Genomic DNA, 15,560 nt, shown 5'->3' on the forward strand with positions numbered 1-15,560 from the left:
GAAAAACATGAACCTGAAAAAAATCGGACTGGCGCTGGCAACATCCGCACTGATCCTGTCCGGCAGCGGCTGCTCGCTGTTTTCCGCAAAAAAAGCGAGTCCCGCGCCGCAAGCGCAGACAGGAACCACGGAGGTCCAGAAAGCCTTCGATGAATTCCTGATGGAGGAGACCCGCCGCCAGCTGACGCAGGACGCCCTGACGCTGCATTTTTCCCTGACGGATCCCGCGGCTCTGGGCATCCGTGAGCAACCGATGACGCTGGGCAGTCTGAGCGAAGCCGACGACCTGCGCCATCAACAGGAAACCGAAGCCGCGCTGCAGAATTTACAGAAGTTCAAGCCGGAGGATCTCACGGCCGTCCAGCAGCTCAATTATCAGCTGCTGCAACGCGATCTGGAACAAACGTCAGCGATGAACGAATACATGCCTTTACAATTTCTGTTCGAGCCGAACCAGGGCTTGATCGGCGTATTAAATCAGAACTTCCTCGAATTTCGAATGGAAACGGAAGAGGACGTCCAGCTGTATCTGACGCTGCTGGCGGATGTAGAACGCTATCTTAACGAAGCCTTAACCTATACCCAAAACCAGGCTCGGTGGGGTTACTTCCTGCAGGATGAAACCCTTGACAGCACGCTGGCGGAAATCGACCGGTTTGTGGAAAAGGTAGACGACAATGCCCTGATCGTTAATTTTGAGGAAAAGCTGGACGCGATTGACAGCCTGAACGACGAGCAGCGTCAGCGCTATGCCAACGAGAATGAAACGCTGATGAAGGAAACCTATCTGCCAAGCTACCGTCATGTCCGGGAAGAACTGGAAGCCCTGCGCGGCAGCGCCAAGGGTCAGGGCGGTCTGGCGGCGGCGTATGGCGAGCAGGGACGCGCTTATTATGAGCTGTTGATGCAAGCCAAAACCGGAACCGATCAGACGATTATGGAGCTGGCCAGTGAGCTGGAGAATTTCCTGATTCAGAAGCTGCAGCGCATGCAGACGCTGGCCCAGCAGGATCCAAACCTGCTGAAGAAGCTGGAAGCTGTGGAATTCCCAACCGTTGATGCAACGGAGCTGTTAGCGGAATTTGAAAAGAAAATGACGGAAGTGGTGCCGGAAATTCCCTCGATCCGTTATACCGTCAGCTTTCTTGACGCCAGTATCGCCAGCGAGAATACGATTGCCTACTATCTGATTCCGCCGCTGGATCAGGAAACGGAAAATATCATGAAGGTCAATCCCGCCTATGCCAACAAGGCCGAAACGCTGTGGACTACGCTGGCACACGAAGGCTTCCCCGGACATTGTTACCAACATAACTATTTTCAGAATACCGATCCCCATCCAATCCGCCGCGTTCTTTCGGAAACTGCCTACGCGGAAGGCTGGGCGGAAATTATCGCGCTGGAAGCTTACCGCTGGCTGGGCCTCGACGATGAAAATTTGATCGAAGCCCTGCAGATCAACGCGATGTTCGGTTACTATCTGCAATCCCTGTGCGATATGGGGGTGAATGGCTTAGGCTGGAGCGAAGCAGATCTGACAAGCTACTTGAGCAATTTCGGCTATGAAGACGCAGCGGAGGAGATTTATCCTCAGCTGATTGCCAATCCAGGCGTGCTGCTGCCATACGGCGTGGGCGAAATGAAGATGGAACAGCTGCGCGATCAAGCCCGCGAAGCCCTGTCGGATCGCTTTGATCAGAAGGACTTTTACAGCGTGATCCTGGATAACGGTCCGCGTCCGTTTGACCTGATTGAACAAGACGTCCAGACGTATATCCAATCCAAGAAATGAGGAATGCTGAATGAGAATCCGTCAAGCCAGTCCGCAGGATGCACAGGGTCTGGCAGAAGTTCACGCACTGAGCTGGCAGGCCGCATATGCCGGGCTGATCGAACCCCAATTCCTGAAAACCCGCACCCTTCAGCGCAGCTTGGAAACGTTTAAGCGAAATGGCTGTACGGAGATCTGGCTGGCAGAACAGGCGGACAAGATCGTCGGTTTCTGCCGGATCGGCAGGGAAAAAGACAACGGCGAATTGCTGGGCGAGATCGTAGCGCTGTATCTGCTGCCCCAGTTTCAACGTCAGGGGATCGGCAAGCGGCTGATGCAGACAGGGATTGATCAGCTGCGGCAGCGCGGCTATTCCACAATTGTCCTGTGGGTTCTCAAGTCGAATGTCCAGGCCCGCCAGTTTTATGAACACTGCGGGTTTACGGCCGAGCCTGTGGAAAAGACGTTAGACATGGGTACGCCGCAGATCGTCGTGCGTTATCGTCTGACCTGCGAATCTTAATGCAAGGATTTTGAAAATAGAGTAGAATAAGAAGGAAAGAAAAGGAGCGAACAAATTATGGGTTTAATTCAAGGTAAAATAACGATGGCCAACGGAGCGGAAATTCCGTTTGAGCTGTATCCGGACGAAGCGCCGATCACCGTCGCCAACTTCGTCAAGCTGATTAAGGAAGGCTATTACAACGGCAAGACTTTCCACCGCGTCATTCCGCATTTCGTTTCCCAGGGCGGCTGTCCTTACGGCACCGGTGCGGGCGATCTGGGCTACACGATTCCCTGCGAAACGAAAAACAATCCGCACAAGCACGTCGCGGGTGCGATGTCGATGGCTCACCGCGGCAAGGACACTGGCTGCTGCCAGTTCTTCATCTGCCATGATCCGCAGCCGCATCTGGACGGCGTGCATACGGTCTTCGGTCAGGTGACGGACAACCTCGGCGCTGTCCGCGCCATGCGCAACGGCGACGTCATGACCAAGGTGGAAATCACCGAAGAATAATCCACTATCAATCTAACTCTGCTTCTCCCAAAGCAATGATTTCGGGACGAGCAGAGTTTTTCTTTTGTCCGGCCGCTGCATGAGTCTGTTTCCACGTATATTCCTAATATTTTAGGTATATCAAAAAATGCATATCAAAAAAAAATTAAATACCAGAAAAGCTTTAAATAAACACTGTATTCTTTCTCTGTGAAAATTGATTATGATAGAGGCTGTAATTCATATTTAATTGAAATTAGTAGAAATAAGAAAAAATTATAAATTTATTTTTACCTCATTTTATCTTGATAAATACCATGTGAAATTCTTACTTATCTTTTGTTATCAAGCGAATTTTTCACTCTCCTTTTCAGCAATTCTTTCAAAATCACTTACCTGCAAAAATACTATTCCCATATATGGGAATAATTGGGAAACGATATTGCTATCATAGAACCGCAAAAAACAAAAGAAAGGAAGCTGAACTATGGAATACGTAACATTGATATCGAAAAGAATCCGGGAATTATGCAAACAAAGAGGTAACATTTCATATTATAAATTATCTGAAATGTCCGGCGTCAGCACCTCCACCTTGGAGAACATCATCAAAGGTCATACCAAGAATCCAGGAATCGCGACAATTCATCAGTTAGCGTTAGGTTTTAATATGACGATCGCTGAATTCTGTGATTTCGATGAAATGAACATGTATGAATTTGTCGAGGAGGAAAACGAAGTCGCCGGCTGACGTTGAGTCTTTGCCTGGAATCCAACGAAAAGGCAGCCTTTTTCAGACTGCCTTCGGTTTGGATCTTTTCAGCATGCGATTTTCTTTCTTGATCTTCTTCTTTAATTGCTTTTTCTCTTTCTCACTCAGCGGATAGTCCAGCGAGTAGAGATGCGCGTCCTGATATTTAATCTTCTTGTCATATTTGACGACCGCCACCCACTTCAGCTTGTGTTCCAGCTTGGATTTCTTCGGCCGCAGATACAACAACGCCGTATCGAGAATTTCATATTTTTCATTCATGAAGTCGATCCGGGCGATCGGCGTCTGCCACTGTCCATTATAAATGACCAGCCCTTTGACAACCAGGAAGGAATTCTGAATGGTCGTGCTGTCGAAGCTGAACTCAGCCTGTTCGATCTCTTTCAGATCGCTGGTCAGCTTATCGGCGTTGCGCTTGCCGATCAATTCGTTGCGCTCCATCAACAATTCCACGATCCACGATAAGAACAGGATGACGACCACAATCGGAATGATGAACCAGGCATACTGACTCTGTAAAAACAACACAATCTTTCCCAGGAAAGGAACATGCATGACATAGATGCCGACGATATCCTGACGATATGTGTGATACTCATCCAGCCCTTCGTAAGCATAAGCCTGCGTGTAATACCGTACCCGGCCATCCGATTCTACTTCGGTTTTGGCTAAAGTATGCGTCAATACCGTATCTTCACCCAACCGGTTCGCATGGAAGGTAATGATTTTGCCGGGAACCAGCTCATCGTCAGATTTTATGTTCTTTGATAACACCAGCGAATAGGTTGGAATCTTCGGCTCCATACTTCCGCTTAATACTGTATAGAATTGAAAACCGGTCAGTTTGATCATGGTATCGGGAAAGAACAACATCCCCAAGATATAGCAGAACAAGACAAAAGAAATAAATCGGAATACCCAGTTTACTATTTTTGGTTTTACTTTCAACTTTTTCTTTGTCCCCATATTAGCATCCCCACAGTTATTTCTATTTTATCAGTATTCAGGTTAGAATCAAAGATACTTTTAAAAAAGCCATCCGAAGATGGCTGGTTTTATGATTTATTATTCAGATTTTTTCTCTGCTAAATTTGCACCTACGCTAATATCTAAATTACCATCTGTAATCTTTTCTGCGTCTGCATCGGTTAAAGTAACTGTTACTTTTACACTATAATTTCCATCGTCAATAACAGTCGCTTCTGTAACTGGAACATCCCCCTTAAAGATTTCTGTTGAAATTTGGCCTTCTGGGATAGATGTCGAATCTAATACCGCTGAAACATCTGCGGCATTTAAGATTAAATTGGTATGACCTGCTGTATCAACTGTCACAGGTAATGTTGCTACCACTGTAGGTTCTGTATCACTTCCTAATGTTCTTGAGGTTTCTACAGCGGTTATGCTATTAGCAGCAGCTGTCAACTGAACAGGTTTGCTTATTGTTACTGTTTTCGATTGTGGATTAACTTTTAACTGATCCCATGCTGCATAAGATCCTGTCGTAGCGGCGACGATGGCCGCACCGGTCATGAAACCGAGAATTGCTTTTTTCTTCATTATAATATTCCTCCTCTTAACTAGAATATGTTTACATTCTTATTATAAGAGAAGAATTCAAAAGTGTGTAATATCAATAAAGTATAGCCTGGTTATACTTTTTGTGAAATTATGCTTTTAATAAGGAATATTATTCGCTTAAAGAGGAACAGAATAAGTCCAGAAAGAGCTTGGCTTCGTTGGATAAAGTGTGCCGCTGACGTTCGATCCAGACTAAATGACGAGAAACATTGTCTGTTTCCAAGGGGATGGAAGCGATGCCGCCTTTCTTGAGATCAGCCGCTTGCCAGCAGTTGCCGAACATGAATGAATCGCTGTGCTTCAACAGATTGATCATCGTGTGGTAATTGTTGATCGTGACGGTCTTCTTGAAGTTCGTCAGTTCCTGATCGCCGACTTTGAACGTGTAATTGAGCTGAGTGTAGAAATCCTGCGGCATCCGCAGATAGGTCATGTCCAATAGCTCGGTCGTGGTAATCGTGCTTCGCTGGGCTAACGGATGGGTTTGGGCAAGATGGACGTACACCGCGTCCTTCTTGATCGAGTGCATCTGCAACCCTTGAATTTTAATCACCCGGGTCATGACCCGGTGCTGCACGGAGTTCAAGGTCATGATCGCGATCTCGGATATCTGATCGCTGACATTCTTGATCGCCTGTTCGATACCGGTTTCCTGAATGTTGATGACCGCATGATCGCTGGAAGCTGCTTTGAAATAGTCCTGCACGATCGCATCCTGAAGCAGAAGCATCGCCGTCGACACCAACAAGCGCGTTTCCACCACCGCATGATACGTTTTCTTTAGCCGTTCGATCTCGTCAAATTGCGAAAGAATGCTATGAGCATAATAATATAAGCTCTGTCCGACCGGGGTCATTTCAATTCCATGATTAGTTCGGATCAATAACTGGACGCCCAGCTCGTCTTCCAACGCCTGAACGGTTCGGGATAAAACCGGCTGGCTGATGTAAAGAATTTCAGCCGCTTTGTTGATGCTTTTCTGATCGGCGATGGCGACGTAGTAGGATAAGGCTTTGACGTCCATTCGAATCACCTGCTTTGCTTACTTTAATCATACCATAAAACAAGCCGGATCCCGATTAATTTGATCGGGAAATGAACAAGATAAAAGAGAAAGATGAAAAGTCAAAAATAGACTGGTAGAATTACACGAGTTCATATAAAATAGGAGAGGATCCGTGGGGAAACCAGGAGGAACCAATTCATGAAACGCCATTCACAAGCTTATGATTACACGATGATTCTGATCGGGTCGGCGCTGTTTGCGGCTTCGATTAATCTTTTTGTCGTTCCGGTCAATCTCTATAACGGCGGGATCGTCGGACTGTCGCAGATTTTCCGAACGGTGCTGGTCAGCCGGATGAACCTGAATTTCAGTTTTGATATCGCGGGCGTGATCAACTTTCTGATCAATGTGCCGCTGTTCGTTATGGCTTACCGCTCGTTAAGCCGCAAATTCTTTCTCGGGACGCTGCTGTCGCTGATCACTCAGACTGTCTGCTTCTCGCTGATTCCGATTCCCGCCGTCCCGATTCTGGACGACGTGCTGGCTTCGCTCATTATCGGGGCGATTGTCGGAGCTTTGGGGATCGGGATGACCTTGGTCAGCGGGGCCAGCGGCGGCGGAACGGATATCGTCGGCGTGTATGCTGCGCTGCATTGGAAATCGTTCAGCGTCGGCAAGCTTCAGCTGTTGTTCAACGCGCTGGTGTACTGTCTGTGCGCGTTCCTGTTCGATTTGCCGATCGCGATTTATAGTATCATCTATGCTGCCGTGTACTCGTTTGTGCTCGATAAGGTTCATCTTCAGAACATCGAGATGAGCCTGATGATCTTTACGAAGAATCCGGAAATCAAAAGCCGGATCCTCAAGGATTTTGTGCGCGGGGTGACGTATTGGAAGGGTTTGGGCGCGTACACCCAGACGGAAACCGAGGTGCTGGTCACAATCGTGTCCAAGGATGAGGTCAACGACCTGCGGCGGATGATTACGCAGATGGACCCTAAAGCTTTCATCATTGTCAACGAGGGCTTGCAGATCACGGGCAACTTCATAAAACGGTTAGTGGAATAAACGATTGGCAAAAAGAAAACAAAAAGTTAAGAATTCGACAAAACTTGTCAGAATTCCGCTATATTCAAAGCGGACCTTTCATGGTAAAATAGAAACGAGGTGTTAGATATGAAAATTGAGTTTAAACAGTTAAATGAACTCGCGCAGAAAAAAGCAGAGAAACTGTTAAAGGAAATCAGCTTAACGGTGAAAGACGTTGATTTTGATGTAACAGGCGCTGATATTACGATGATCGTCAAAACGACGCAGGAAGTCATTCATCTTTAAATCACCGGGATCCCTGGTGATTTTTTCTTATGAATAAGCAACGAAAATGGAACCGGCTGCAGGGGATCGCCGCGATTGCGGGCGTGCTTTTGCTTGTGCTGGCGGCATTGGATTTTCTTCCGGCGGTCAATGCGTTATTGAAAAGCGGCGACGAACAGGCGATTCAGCTGTACTTCCGGGCACTGGGATTGGAGGGCGTGTTGTTTCTGGTCCTGCTTCAGATGGTGCAGGTGATCACGTCGCTGATCCCGGCGCTGTCGCTGCAGGCGGCGGCCGGGGCCAGCTATGGTCCGTTATTCGGGTCGCTCGTCATTCTGGCAGGGATGGTTCTGGGCAACGGTCTTGTCTATTTGCTTGCGGAAAAGCTGCTCGGTCAGCTGTCGCCGGAATCGAAGATTTCGCGGTCGCTGGGGCGTTTCCATCACTGGCTGGCGGGAAAAAATAAAGAGCTTTACTGTTTCCTGATGTTTCTTCTGCCGATTCTGCCTAATGTGGTCAAGCCCTATCTGGCGGCGGTTTCGGATGTCCGCTGGTCCGTTTTTCTGTTTTGCTGCGGTGCCGGCTCGATTATTCCGGTCTTGGCTGGTACGCTGATCGGAAACTTTCTGATCGAAGGGCGGACGCGGGAAGCGCTGATCGTTGCCATCGCGGCTGTCATCGCATCGATTCTGGCCGCGCTGATTCAAAAACGACGTTCCGCTCAGACGACCGATTGAATGAGTAGAAAATAAGCAGAAAATTGGACAATCGAAAACGATTGTCCGCTTTTATGATATTGGTAATTTGTGTATAATAGAGCCATTGCGAAAGGAATCTGACGATGAAAAAAACCTATTTTTTTGATTTGGACGGCACGCTGCTGCCGATGGATCAGGATCAATTTGTCCACAGTTATTTTTCCCGACTGGCGAAGAAGATGGCCGGGAAGATCGATCCGAAGCAGCTGGTTGAAACAATTTGGAAAGGCACTGCGGCGATGGTGGGCAACGACGGACGCTCGACGAACGAACAGGTGTTCTGGCAGATCTTCGATGTGTTGACGGGTCTGCATCATGAAACGCTGGAAGAAGAATTTCTCGACTACTACCGCAACGAATTCAACGAAGCGATCGAAGCCTGCGCGCCGACGCCGCTGGCGAATAAGATTGTAAAACGGATGAAAGAAAAAGGCTATACGCTGGTCTTGGCAACCAACCCGATCTTCCCGCGGATCGCGACGGAAAACCGGATCCGCTGGGCTGGCCTGGATCTGAACGATTTCGACTGGATCACGACGTTTGAGGTCTGCCGCTATTGCAAGCCGAATCCGAAATATTATGAAGAAATTCTCCAGCGGTTGAATCTTGATCCGAAGCAGTGCGTCATGATCGGCAACGACGTCAAAGAAGACATGACGGCCCGTTTGCTGGGCATGGAAGGCTGGCTGATCACCGACTGTTTGTTAAACACGGAGAACCGGCCGGTGGAATGCGAGTTTGAAGGCACGCTGGCAGAGCTGCAAGCGAAAATTGAAACGCTTGAATAATAAAAAAGTCTAGAACAGGCGCAGCTGCCGTTCAGACTTTTTTTTCGTAATGATTTGATCGTCAGGCTGTACATGACCGATTAAGAGCGTAGATTGCGGATCGTGCAGCGCTCTCCGCCGGGCGATCTGCGCCTCGTCGAAGTTGGCGTAGCAATAGCGGCAATGATGAGCGCAGCTGTTGTATTCGCCGAGGTCCGTGACCTGCAGGCAATGACAATGCGGCCGGGCCTGGGTCTGTGGATAGTCCACGGTTTTCCCGGTCAGCGCCCGCAGCCATTCACTGTCGATGCAGCTGCGGTTCTCAATGCCGGCAGCGCTCAGATCCAGATCCTCCGCGCACAGCTGCAGCCGCATGCCGTAACGAGTACCGATCTCAGCCAGCCGGCACGCTAACGCCGCAAAGCGCTCCAGAGAATCCGGCTGCCAGTTCAGTTCATGCTGATGCTTCCGGGTATTTTTATAGAGATCCAGATGGCTGATGATGACCTGCGTGCAGGAACCCGCCAGCTGTTGGCAGCAGCGCTCAAACGCCCGGAGGTGAAACGCTTCATCGTATCGTTGAGATAAGAAGATCGGATCATACCGCAGAATCATGTGGGAAGGGCCGAGCCGGTCAGCCAGCTGGCGGAAGCTGTTCAGCACCTGCCGCTTATCTGTTAAGCCCGGCTCAATCTCAGGACCATAGGGCGTCACTGTGACCTGGAAACCGACCGTGTAATCGCGGAAGACAGCCATCTTATCCAGCATCGGTGTCGGATTCTTGGTCATGAAGATCACCGCGTCAACCTGACTTGGTGAAAACTCCACGCGCAGCACCTGTTTGGGCGCGAACGGATTGCGGATATCGACAAGCCCGTCCTGAAAGCGGCGGACAAGCCACTCGCTGTAAAACGCGCACAGATCGGTGCGCTGGGAACAAAACAGAAGCATCGGTTTCCCCCCTCCTTTCCGGTTTCCAATATATCACAAAGCGATCAAAAAAGGCAGTTTTTCGACTGCCGCAAACAACGTGTTTTTAGAGATGGGCCGGAGACTTAAATGAGATACGGAAGAAACAGCGTCGCCAGACCGAGGAAGAAGAAGAAACCCAGAACGTCCGTCACGGTTGTCACAAAGACCGACGAAGCCAGCGCCGGATCGACGTTGATTTTCTTGAGGATGACCGGCACGGCGTAACCCGCGATCGTCGCAAACGCCATGTTCAGCAGCATCGCCAGGCCGACGACCAGCCCGAAGATCGGATTCTGCTGCATGACGCCGCAGATCAGAGCGACGACCAGACCGATGCTGACGCCGCTCAAAATGCCCACGCCGAATTCCTTGAAGAAGACCCGCCGGGCATTGTCGCCGGTTAATTCACCCAGCGCGATACCGCGGACGACGATCGTTAACGACTGTGTGCCGGCGTTGCCGCCCATCCCGGCGATGATCGGATTGACCGCTGCCAGGGCGACGACTTTTTCGATCGTTCCGGAAAAGACCGCGACAACGGAGGAGGCCAGAAAGGCTGTAAGCAGATTGATAAATAACCAGGGCAGTCGGCTTTTCAATGATTCAATCAGGCTGCCGTCGACTTTTTCTTCTTCGTTGATCTGCGCTAGTCGGTGGATATCTTCGGTGTTTTCTTCTTCGATGATGTCCATGACGTCGTCGACGGTGATGACGCCGAGGATGTGATCGTGCTCATCCACAACCGGCATCATGAGGAAGCTGTACTTGCTGAAAATCCGTGCGACTTCTTCCTGATCGGTGGAGGCAGGGACGGAGATGACGTTCGGGTTGGCGATGTCGCGGATCAGCGTATCAAAACTGTGAGCGACGATTTCCCGCAGCGAAACGACGCCAGTCAGGACGTTGCTTTGATCGACGACGTACAGGTAGTACGCCATTTCCGCGTCCTGCGCCGCTTTCTGCAAATATTCCAACGTCTGCAGCACGCTCATGTGCTGGGATAAGCTGATAAATTCCGTCGCCATCAAACCGCCGGCAGTATCGGCATCGTAGCTCAGCAGCTCGCGGACTTCCTGGCGGTCTTCAACGTTCATCTTGCTTAAGACGTCTTCCGATTCCGCCTCGTCCAAAACGGAAACCAGGTCGGTAATTTCATCGGAGGACATTTCTTCGAGGATGACCATCTGTTCGGTATCGGAGAAATGCGACAACAAACCGTATTTTTCCTCATCTTCTTCCTCGTCGACGATTTCGGCCAGAATTTCCGAAGGCAGTCGTTTCATGATGACGTCTTCATCCTCTTTATATTCGTGGATGACTTCCAGAATATCGACCGGGTGGATGAACTCGATCATTTCCGCCAGCTGTTCGTCGGTGGCGTGCAGCAGAAAATTCCGCAGCTCTTCTTTGCTGATTTCTAATTTCATACGATCTCCTTGATCCGGAAGTACCGGTGCGATGCGTTAACCAGGCCGGCTGTCGAAGTTGATCTTTGTAACGGGCAGAGAAAACGAAGATCGGCAGACAGGCCCAAGGACTTTTCCAATGCTTTCATTATAGACTCTTTCCGGCAGGCAAAACAACTGTTCACAGAATATTTTTTGTGAGCTTGGAATGAAAAATCCAATTCCTCAATAAAGTATCCTGGCGCAGTGAAGATCAGCGTTCACGGCTTGGACAACAGGCTGGAAACTCGCAGTAAAAGCGGCAGGAGAATAAAAAAAACCTCATCCAGCCTGGGATGAAGTTTCTTCCGCTTTGCGTTTTATATCTTCCTGACGCTTCTCATACGAATACCGGCATCCGCAGTAATCCTGCCGGTACAGCTGATGTAGCCGCGACAATTCCTGCCCCCGGTCAATGCCTTTTTTCTTTTTGAAGTCCGAATAGAAATACGGAACGTCCGGATACTTGTGCGACAGCTGCCGTCCGATCTCGTTCAGTTTCTGACTGTCTTTCTGCCGGCTGATCGTCATGACGGTTGTGAAGTAATCGAAGTGATGCTCGCTGGCATACCGGTAAGCCTCGTCCATCCGCAGGCCATAGCACAGAAAGCAGCGGCCGCCGCCTTCCGGCACATCCTTGAGGACCGATAACCGCGCGGTGAATTCCTCATTGCGGTAGGGTGGGACAATCAGCTCGACCGGATGCGGTAAGGTAGGATTGACCTCTTTTAGATAGCGCTTCAATTCATCCAGCCGCCGCTGATATTCCGCCGCCGGATAAATGTTGGAATTGTTGTAATAAATCGTGACTTTAAACACACTGCTGAGGAATTCCAGCGGGAATGCGCTGCACGGTGCGCAGCAGGCATGCATCAGCAGCCGCGGCTGCCGGCCTTCCGCCACGATCCGCGCCATTTCCTCCACACTCATTTTCCAATAGTTGATCTTCGGTTTGGAACTTGCCGGTCGTTTATTCTGCTCCATAAGCTATTCGATGAACATACTGTCGCCGAACGAGAAAAACCGGTATTTCTCGTCGATCGCCGCCTGATAAGCCGTCATGATTTGATCTTTGGTCGCAAACGCGCTCACCAGCATGACTAACGTGGATTTCGGCAGATGGAAATTGGTAATCAAACCGTCGATCGCTTGAAATGAATAACCTGGGTAAATGAAAATATCAGTATCCTCGTGACACTCGCGGAACTCGCCGTACTTGCTCATGATCGCTTCCAATGTCCGGCAGCTGGTTGTACCGACCGCGATGATCCGCCGGCCTTCCGCTTTTGCCTGATTCAGCCGGTCCGCCGTGGCTTGATCCATCATGAAGAATTCCGAATGCATGTGATGATCGGCGATATCCTCGGTATCCATCGGCCGGAACGTGCCTAAACCGACATGCAGCGTGATATCCTCAACCTCGACGCCTTTGGCTTTCAGCTGATCGAACAGCTCCGGCGTAAAATGCAGACCGGCCGTCGGCGCGGCGGCGGAACCTTTAACCTTGGCGTAAACCGTCTGATAACGCTCCGGATCATTCAGTTTTTCCTTAATGTACGGCGGCAGCGGAACATTGCCCAGCTTTTCCAGAATTTCATAGAAAATACCGTCGTAGATCATCCGGAACTGACGCAGACCTTTTTCACCGATCCCGATGCATTCCGCTTTCAACTCGCCTTCGTTAAAGGGGATGATGGTACCCAGTTTGACCACTTTGGCGTTGCCGACCAGGCATTCCCACTCGTCGCCTTCCTGCCGCAGTAGCAGCAGCTCGACGTGCGCGCCGGTTTCCTCTTTCGTGCCGAACAGCCGGGCTGGGATAACGCGCGTGTTGTTGCGCACCAGAACGTCGCCCGGTTTTAAATAATCGACGATATCGTAGAAATGCCGGTGTTCAATCTCACCGGTGGAACGATGCAGCACTAACAACCGCGATGCTGACCGCTTCGCCAGCGGCGTCTGCGCGATCAACTCCTGCGGCAGCTCAAAATCAAATTCACTTGTTTTCATATCAGAACCCCCTCGAGTCCACGCTGTTCAGATTATATTTCTTAAACAGCTCCGCTTTGAAATCACCAAAGCGGTCTTCCCGGATTGCTTTTCTGGCCTGTTCCGTCAGACTTAACAAAAACCGCAGATTGTGAATCGACATCAGACGGCTGCCCAGTCCTTCGTTGCAGCGGAACAAATGCCGCAGATAGGCGCGGCTGTAATTCTTGCAGGTGTAGCAGTCGCATTCCGGATCCAACGGCCCGAAATCTTCTTCATATTCCTGCTTTTTGATATTAACCCGGCCCTGGGAAGTCATCAAGGTGCCGTGCCGGGCAATCCGTGTCGGCAGCACGCAGTCGAACATATCGACATTGCGCAGAATACCTTCCAGAATCGCGTCGACCGACCCGACGCCCATCAGATAGCGCGGCTTTTCCCACGGCAGATACTTGACGCTGTAATCGATCATCTTATACATCGTTTCCTTGGATTCGCCGACAGACGTGCCGCCGATCGAATACCCTGGAAAATCCATCTCCGCCAGCGTTTTAGCGCACATCTCGCGCAGATCCTGATACTCTCCGCCCTGGACGATGCCGAACAACGCCTGTTCCTCCGGACGCTGATGCGCGTCTTTGCCGCGCTTGGCCCAGCGCAGCGTCCGTTCCACGCTGTTTTTCATGTAATCATAGGAGCAGGGATACGGGGCGCATTCATCAAAGCTCATGATGATATCCGCGCCGATCTTGTTTTGGATCTGGATTGATTTTTCCGGACTTAAAAATAAGGTAGAGCCATCGAGATGACTCTTGAAGGTCACGCCTTCTTCCTTGATCTTGCGCCGGTCTGCCAGCGAAAAGACCTGGAATCCGCCGCTGTCCGTCAGCATCGGCCCGGAATAGTTCATGAATTTCTGGACGCCGCCGGCTTTATCGACAATGTCTTCGCCCGGCCGCAGCCACAAGTGGTAGGTATTGGCCAGAATAACGCCGGCCCCCAATGCCTTGATTTCCTCCGGCGACAAAAACTTAACGGTCGCTAAGGTGCCGACAGGCATAAACATCGGCGTTTCTACATCGCCATGCGGCGTGTGCAGGATGCCGCAGCGGGCGCCTGACTGTTTGCACACATGGGTAATCTCAAATCGAATTGCACTCATATATTTTTCACCGCCACTATTCTATCATAAAAGCCCCTTCCCTGAAAGGAAAAGCCGGAATAAGCTGAATCCTGCCGGCATAAGCCTAGAGAAAGAGGAGGCCTGGAACATGGAAGAAAACAAAGAAGAAATTCAATGGATCAGTAAGATTCGCCGGCATTTTCATCTGCGGATCGAAATTTACAACCGCCGCAAGACGATCAAACAATGCAAAAAGGAAGTCCTCCAGACGACGCTGCAGCTGGGGAAGGTGACGTATCAATGCGTTCTGAATCAGAAGGAAAGCGAGGAGATCGCCGCTTTATCCTCATTTATCCAGCAGCGGTTAGTGACGATTGAGGAATTGGAGCAGCAGATCCGGCAGCTGAAGCAGGGAGAGGAAGAACAGGATTTTCTGGACGCAATGTTTTAATTGAAGCACGGTGATTTCTGAAGATGAAGCTGGTGATGAAGCCGGCAGGTGCGGTTCCACAGTAAGGAAAAAGCAGGCTTCAATAAAGCAAGACTGCACGAAACGGGAAAGCTGGAATAACGGGTTCTCATCTGTTCATCCTATTATATAGGAAAGCGGACTTCAGAAAGTTCTGTTTTGTATTCAATGGGTTAATATTTAATCTCAAGAATTCAAATCAAGCGAGGGGACGGGTGTCCTCTTGTTTTTTTGATCCTGATCCTGGGGAGATCAGATTCGATCTTTATGGAGCGTCAGCAATTTAATAAAAAAGAAAGACTTTTATCAAATCAAAGCTGAATTTCAAAGCGCAGCTAATCAGGAGATACGGGGATCGCCGTAAAATAAATTGCAAAGCGGGTGATCGTAACAGATAAAAGGATGCCGCAAATGAATTTTATTCTTTAGCAACAAGCTGATTTACAGAATCCAGAATAAAAGAAAAAATAAACGAATACTCAAAAAACGCGATAACAAAAGGAGATAAGGAAACACGGAGGAGAAAATGAAAAAAATTTAAAAAAAGATGTTGACAGAAAAGGGGTGTTTTGGTAATATTAATGAGCACCTCG

General features: G+C 49.6%; 17 protein-coding genes. 9 read left to right on the forward strand and 8 right to left on the reverse strand.

Annotated features, from left to right (window positions below; genetic code table 11):
* The first annotated feature begins 7 nt into the window (after positions 1–7).
* From DWY25_RS16930 to DWY25_RS16945, 4 genes are all read left to right on the forward strand, one after another.
* The gene (locus DWY25_RS16930; RefSeq protein ID WP_117896239.1) at positions 8–1,792 is read left to right on the forward strand and encodes a DUF885 domain-containing protein; all 1,785 of its coding nucleotides are present in this window, start codon (positions 8–10) and stop codon (positions 1,790–1,792) included.
* A 10-nt stretch (positions 1,793–1,802) separates the two neighbouring features.
* The gene (locus tag DWY25_RS16935; RefSeq protein WP_117896240.1) at positions 1,803–2,294 is read left to right on the forward strand and encodes a GNAT family N-acetyltransferase; all 492 of its coding nucleotides are present in this window, start codon (positions 1,803–1,805) and stop codon (positions 2,292–2,294) included.
* 57 nt (positions 2,295–2,351) lie between these two features.
* On the forward strand, positions 2,352–2,792 hold the full coding sequence (locus DWY25_RS16940) for a peptidylprolyl isomerase (RefSeq protein WP_006060129.1): 441 nt from the start codon (positions 2,352–2,354) through the stop codon (positions 2,790–2,792).
* A gap of 466 nt (positions 2,793–3,258) precedes the next feature.
* Positions 3,259–3,522: a helix-turn-helix domain-containing protein gene (locus tag DWY25_RS16945; RefSeq protein WP_006060130.1), complete on the forward strand. Its 264-nt coding sequence runs from the start codon at positions 3,259–3,261 to the stop codon at positions 3,520–3,522.
* A 42-nt stretch (positions 3,523–3,564) separates the two neighbouring features.
* Here the strand turns inward: DWY25_RS16945 and DWY25_RS16950 are convergent, their stop codons facing one another.
* From DWY25_RS16950 to DWY25_RS16960, 3 genes are all read right to left on the reverse strand, one after another.
* Positions 3,565–4,347 (reverse strand): hypothetical protein, encoded by a 783-nt coding sequence (locus DWY25_RS16950; RefSeq protein WP_147336715.1) that lies wholly within the window; start codon positions 4,345–4,347, stop codon positions 3,565–3,567.
* A 261-nt stretch (positions 4,348–4,608) separates the two neighbouring features.
* Complete coding sequence (locus tag DWY25_RS16955; protein WP_117896242.1) at positions 4,609–5,103, reverse strand: hypothetical protein; 495 nt, start codon at positions 5,101–5,103, stop codon at positions 4,609–4,611.
* A gap of 130 nt (positions 5,104–5,233) precedes the next feature.
* On the reverse strand, positions 5,234–6,148 hold the full coding sequence (locus DWY25_RS16960) for a LysR family transcriptional regulator (RefSeq protein ID WP_117896243.1): 915 nt from the start codon (positions 6,146–6,148) through the stop codon (positions 5,234–5,236).
* Positions 6,149–6,328: 180 nt separating this feature from the next.
* On the opposite strand from DWY25_RS16960, the gene DWY25_RS16965 reads away from it, so the two are divergent.
* From DWY25_RS16965 to DWY25_RS16975, 4 genes are all read left to right on the forward strand, one after another.
* Positions 6,329–7,198, forward strand: coding sequence for a YitT family protein (locus tag DWY25_RS16965; RefSeq protein ID WP_006060134.1), 870 nt, complete (start codon positions 6,329–6,331; stop codon positions 7,196–7,198).
* A 108-nt stretch (positions 7,199–7,306) separates the two neighbouring features.
* The gene (locus DWY25_RS17790) at positions 7,307–7,465 is read left to right on the forward strand and encodes a hypothetical protein (RefSeq protein ID WP_006060135.1); all 159 of its coding nucleotides are present in this window, start codon (positions 7,307–7,309) and stop codon (positions 7,463–7,465) included.
* A 29-nt stretch (positions 7,466–7,494) separates the two neighbouring features.
* A complete protein-coding gene (locus DWY25_RS16970; RefSeq protein WP_117896244.1) occupies positions 7,495–8,181 on the forward strand; it encodes a TVP38/TMEM64 family protein in 687 nt (228 codons plus the stop codon).
* Between the two features lie 104 nt (positions 8,182–8,285).
* Complete coding sequence (locus tag DWY25_RS16975) at positions 8,286–8,990, forward strand: HAD family hydrolase (RefSeq protein WP_117896245.1); 705 nt, start codon at positions 8,286–8,288, stop codon at positions 8,988–8,990.
* Between the two features lie 9 nt (positions 8,991–8,999).
* Here the strand turns inward: DWY25_RS16975 and DWY25_RS16980 are convergent, their stop codons facing one another.
* The 5 genes from DWY25_RS16980 to tgt form a co-directional block, all read right to left on the reverse strand.
* Positions 9,000–9,920, reverse strand: coding sequence for a DUF1848 domain-containing protein (locus tag DWY25_RS16980; RefSeq protein WP_117896246.1), 921 nt, complete (start codon positions 9,918–9,920; stop codon positions 9,000–9,002).
* Positions 9,921–10,024: 104 nt separating this feature from the next.
* Positions 10,025–11,368, reverse strand: coding sequence for a magnesium transporter (mgtE, locus tag DWY25_RS16985; protein ID WP_117896247.1), 1,344 nt, complete (start codon positions 11,366–11,368; stop codon positions 10,025–10,027).
* Between the two features lie 300 nt (positions 11,369–11,668).
* Positions 11,669–12,370 (reverse strand): epoxyqueuosine reductase QueH, encoded by a 702-nt coding sequence (locus DWY25_RS16990; protein ID WP_117896248.1) that lies wholly within the window; start codon positions 12,368–12,370, stop codon positions 11,669–11,671.
* Positions 12,371–12,373: 3 nt separating this feature from the next.
* A complete protein-coding gene (gene queA, locus DWY25_RS16995) occupies positions 12,374–13,396 on the reverse strand; it encodes a tRNA preQ1(34) S-adenosylmethionine ribosyltransferase-isomerase QueA (protein ID WP_117896249.1) in 1,023 nt (340 codons plus the stop codon).
* A gap of 1 nt (position 13,397) precedes the next feature.
* On the reverse strand, positions 13,398–14,537 hold the full coding sequence (tgt, locus tag DWY25_RS17000; protein ID WP_039864997.1) for a tRNA guanosine(34) transglycosylase Tgt: 1,140 nt from the start codon (positions 14,535–14,537) through the stop codon (positions 13,398–13,400).
* A 109-nt stretch (positions 14,538–14,646) separates the two neighbouring features.
* Here tgt and DWY25_RS17005 point away from each other — a divergent pair, with 109 nt between their 5' ends.
* Positions 14,647–14,949 carry a hypothetical protein gene (locus DWY25_RS17005; protein ID WP_039864998.1) on the forward strand — a complete coding sequence of 101 codons (303 nt, stop codon included), beginning with the start codon at positions 14,647–14,649 and terminating at the stop codon, positions 14,947–14,949.
* Positions 14,950–15,560 lie beyond the last annotated feature (611 nt).

The sequence above is a fragment of the Holdemania filiformis genome, assembly GCF_003459085.1.
Classification (GTDB): domain Bacteria; phylum Bacillota_I; class Bacilli_A; order Erysipelotrichales; family Erysipelotrichaceae; genus Holdemania; species Holdemania filiformis.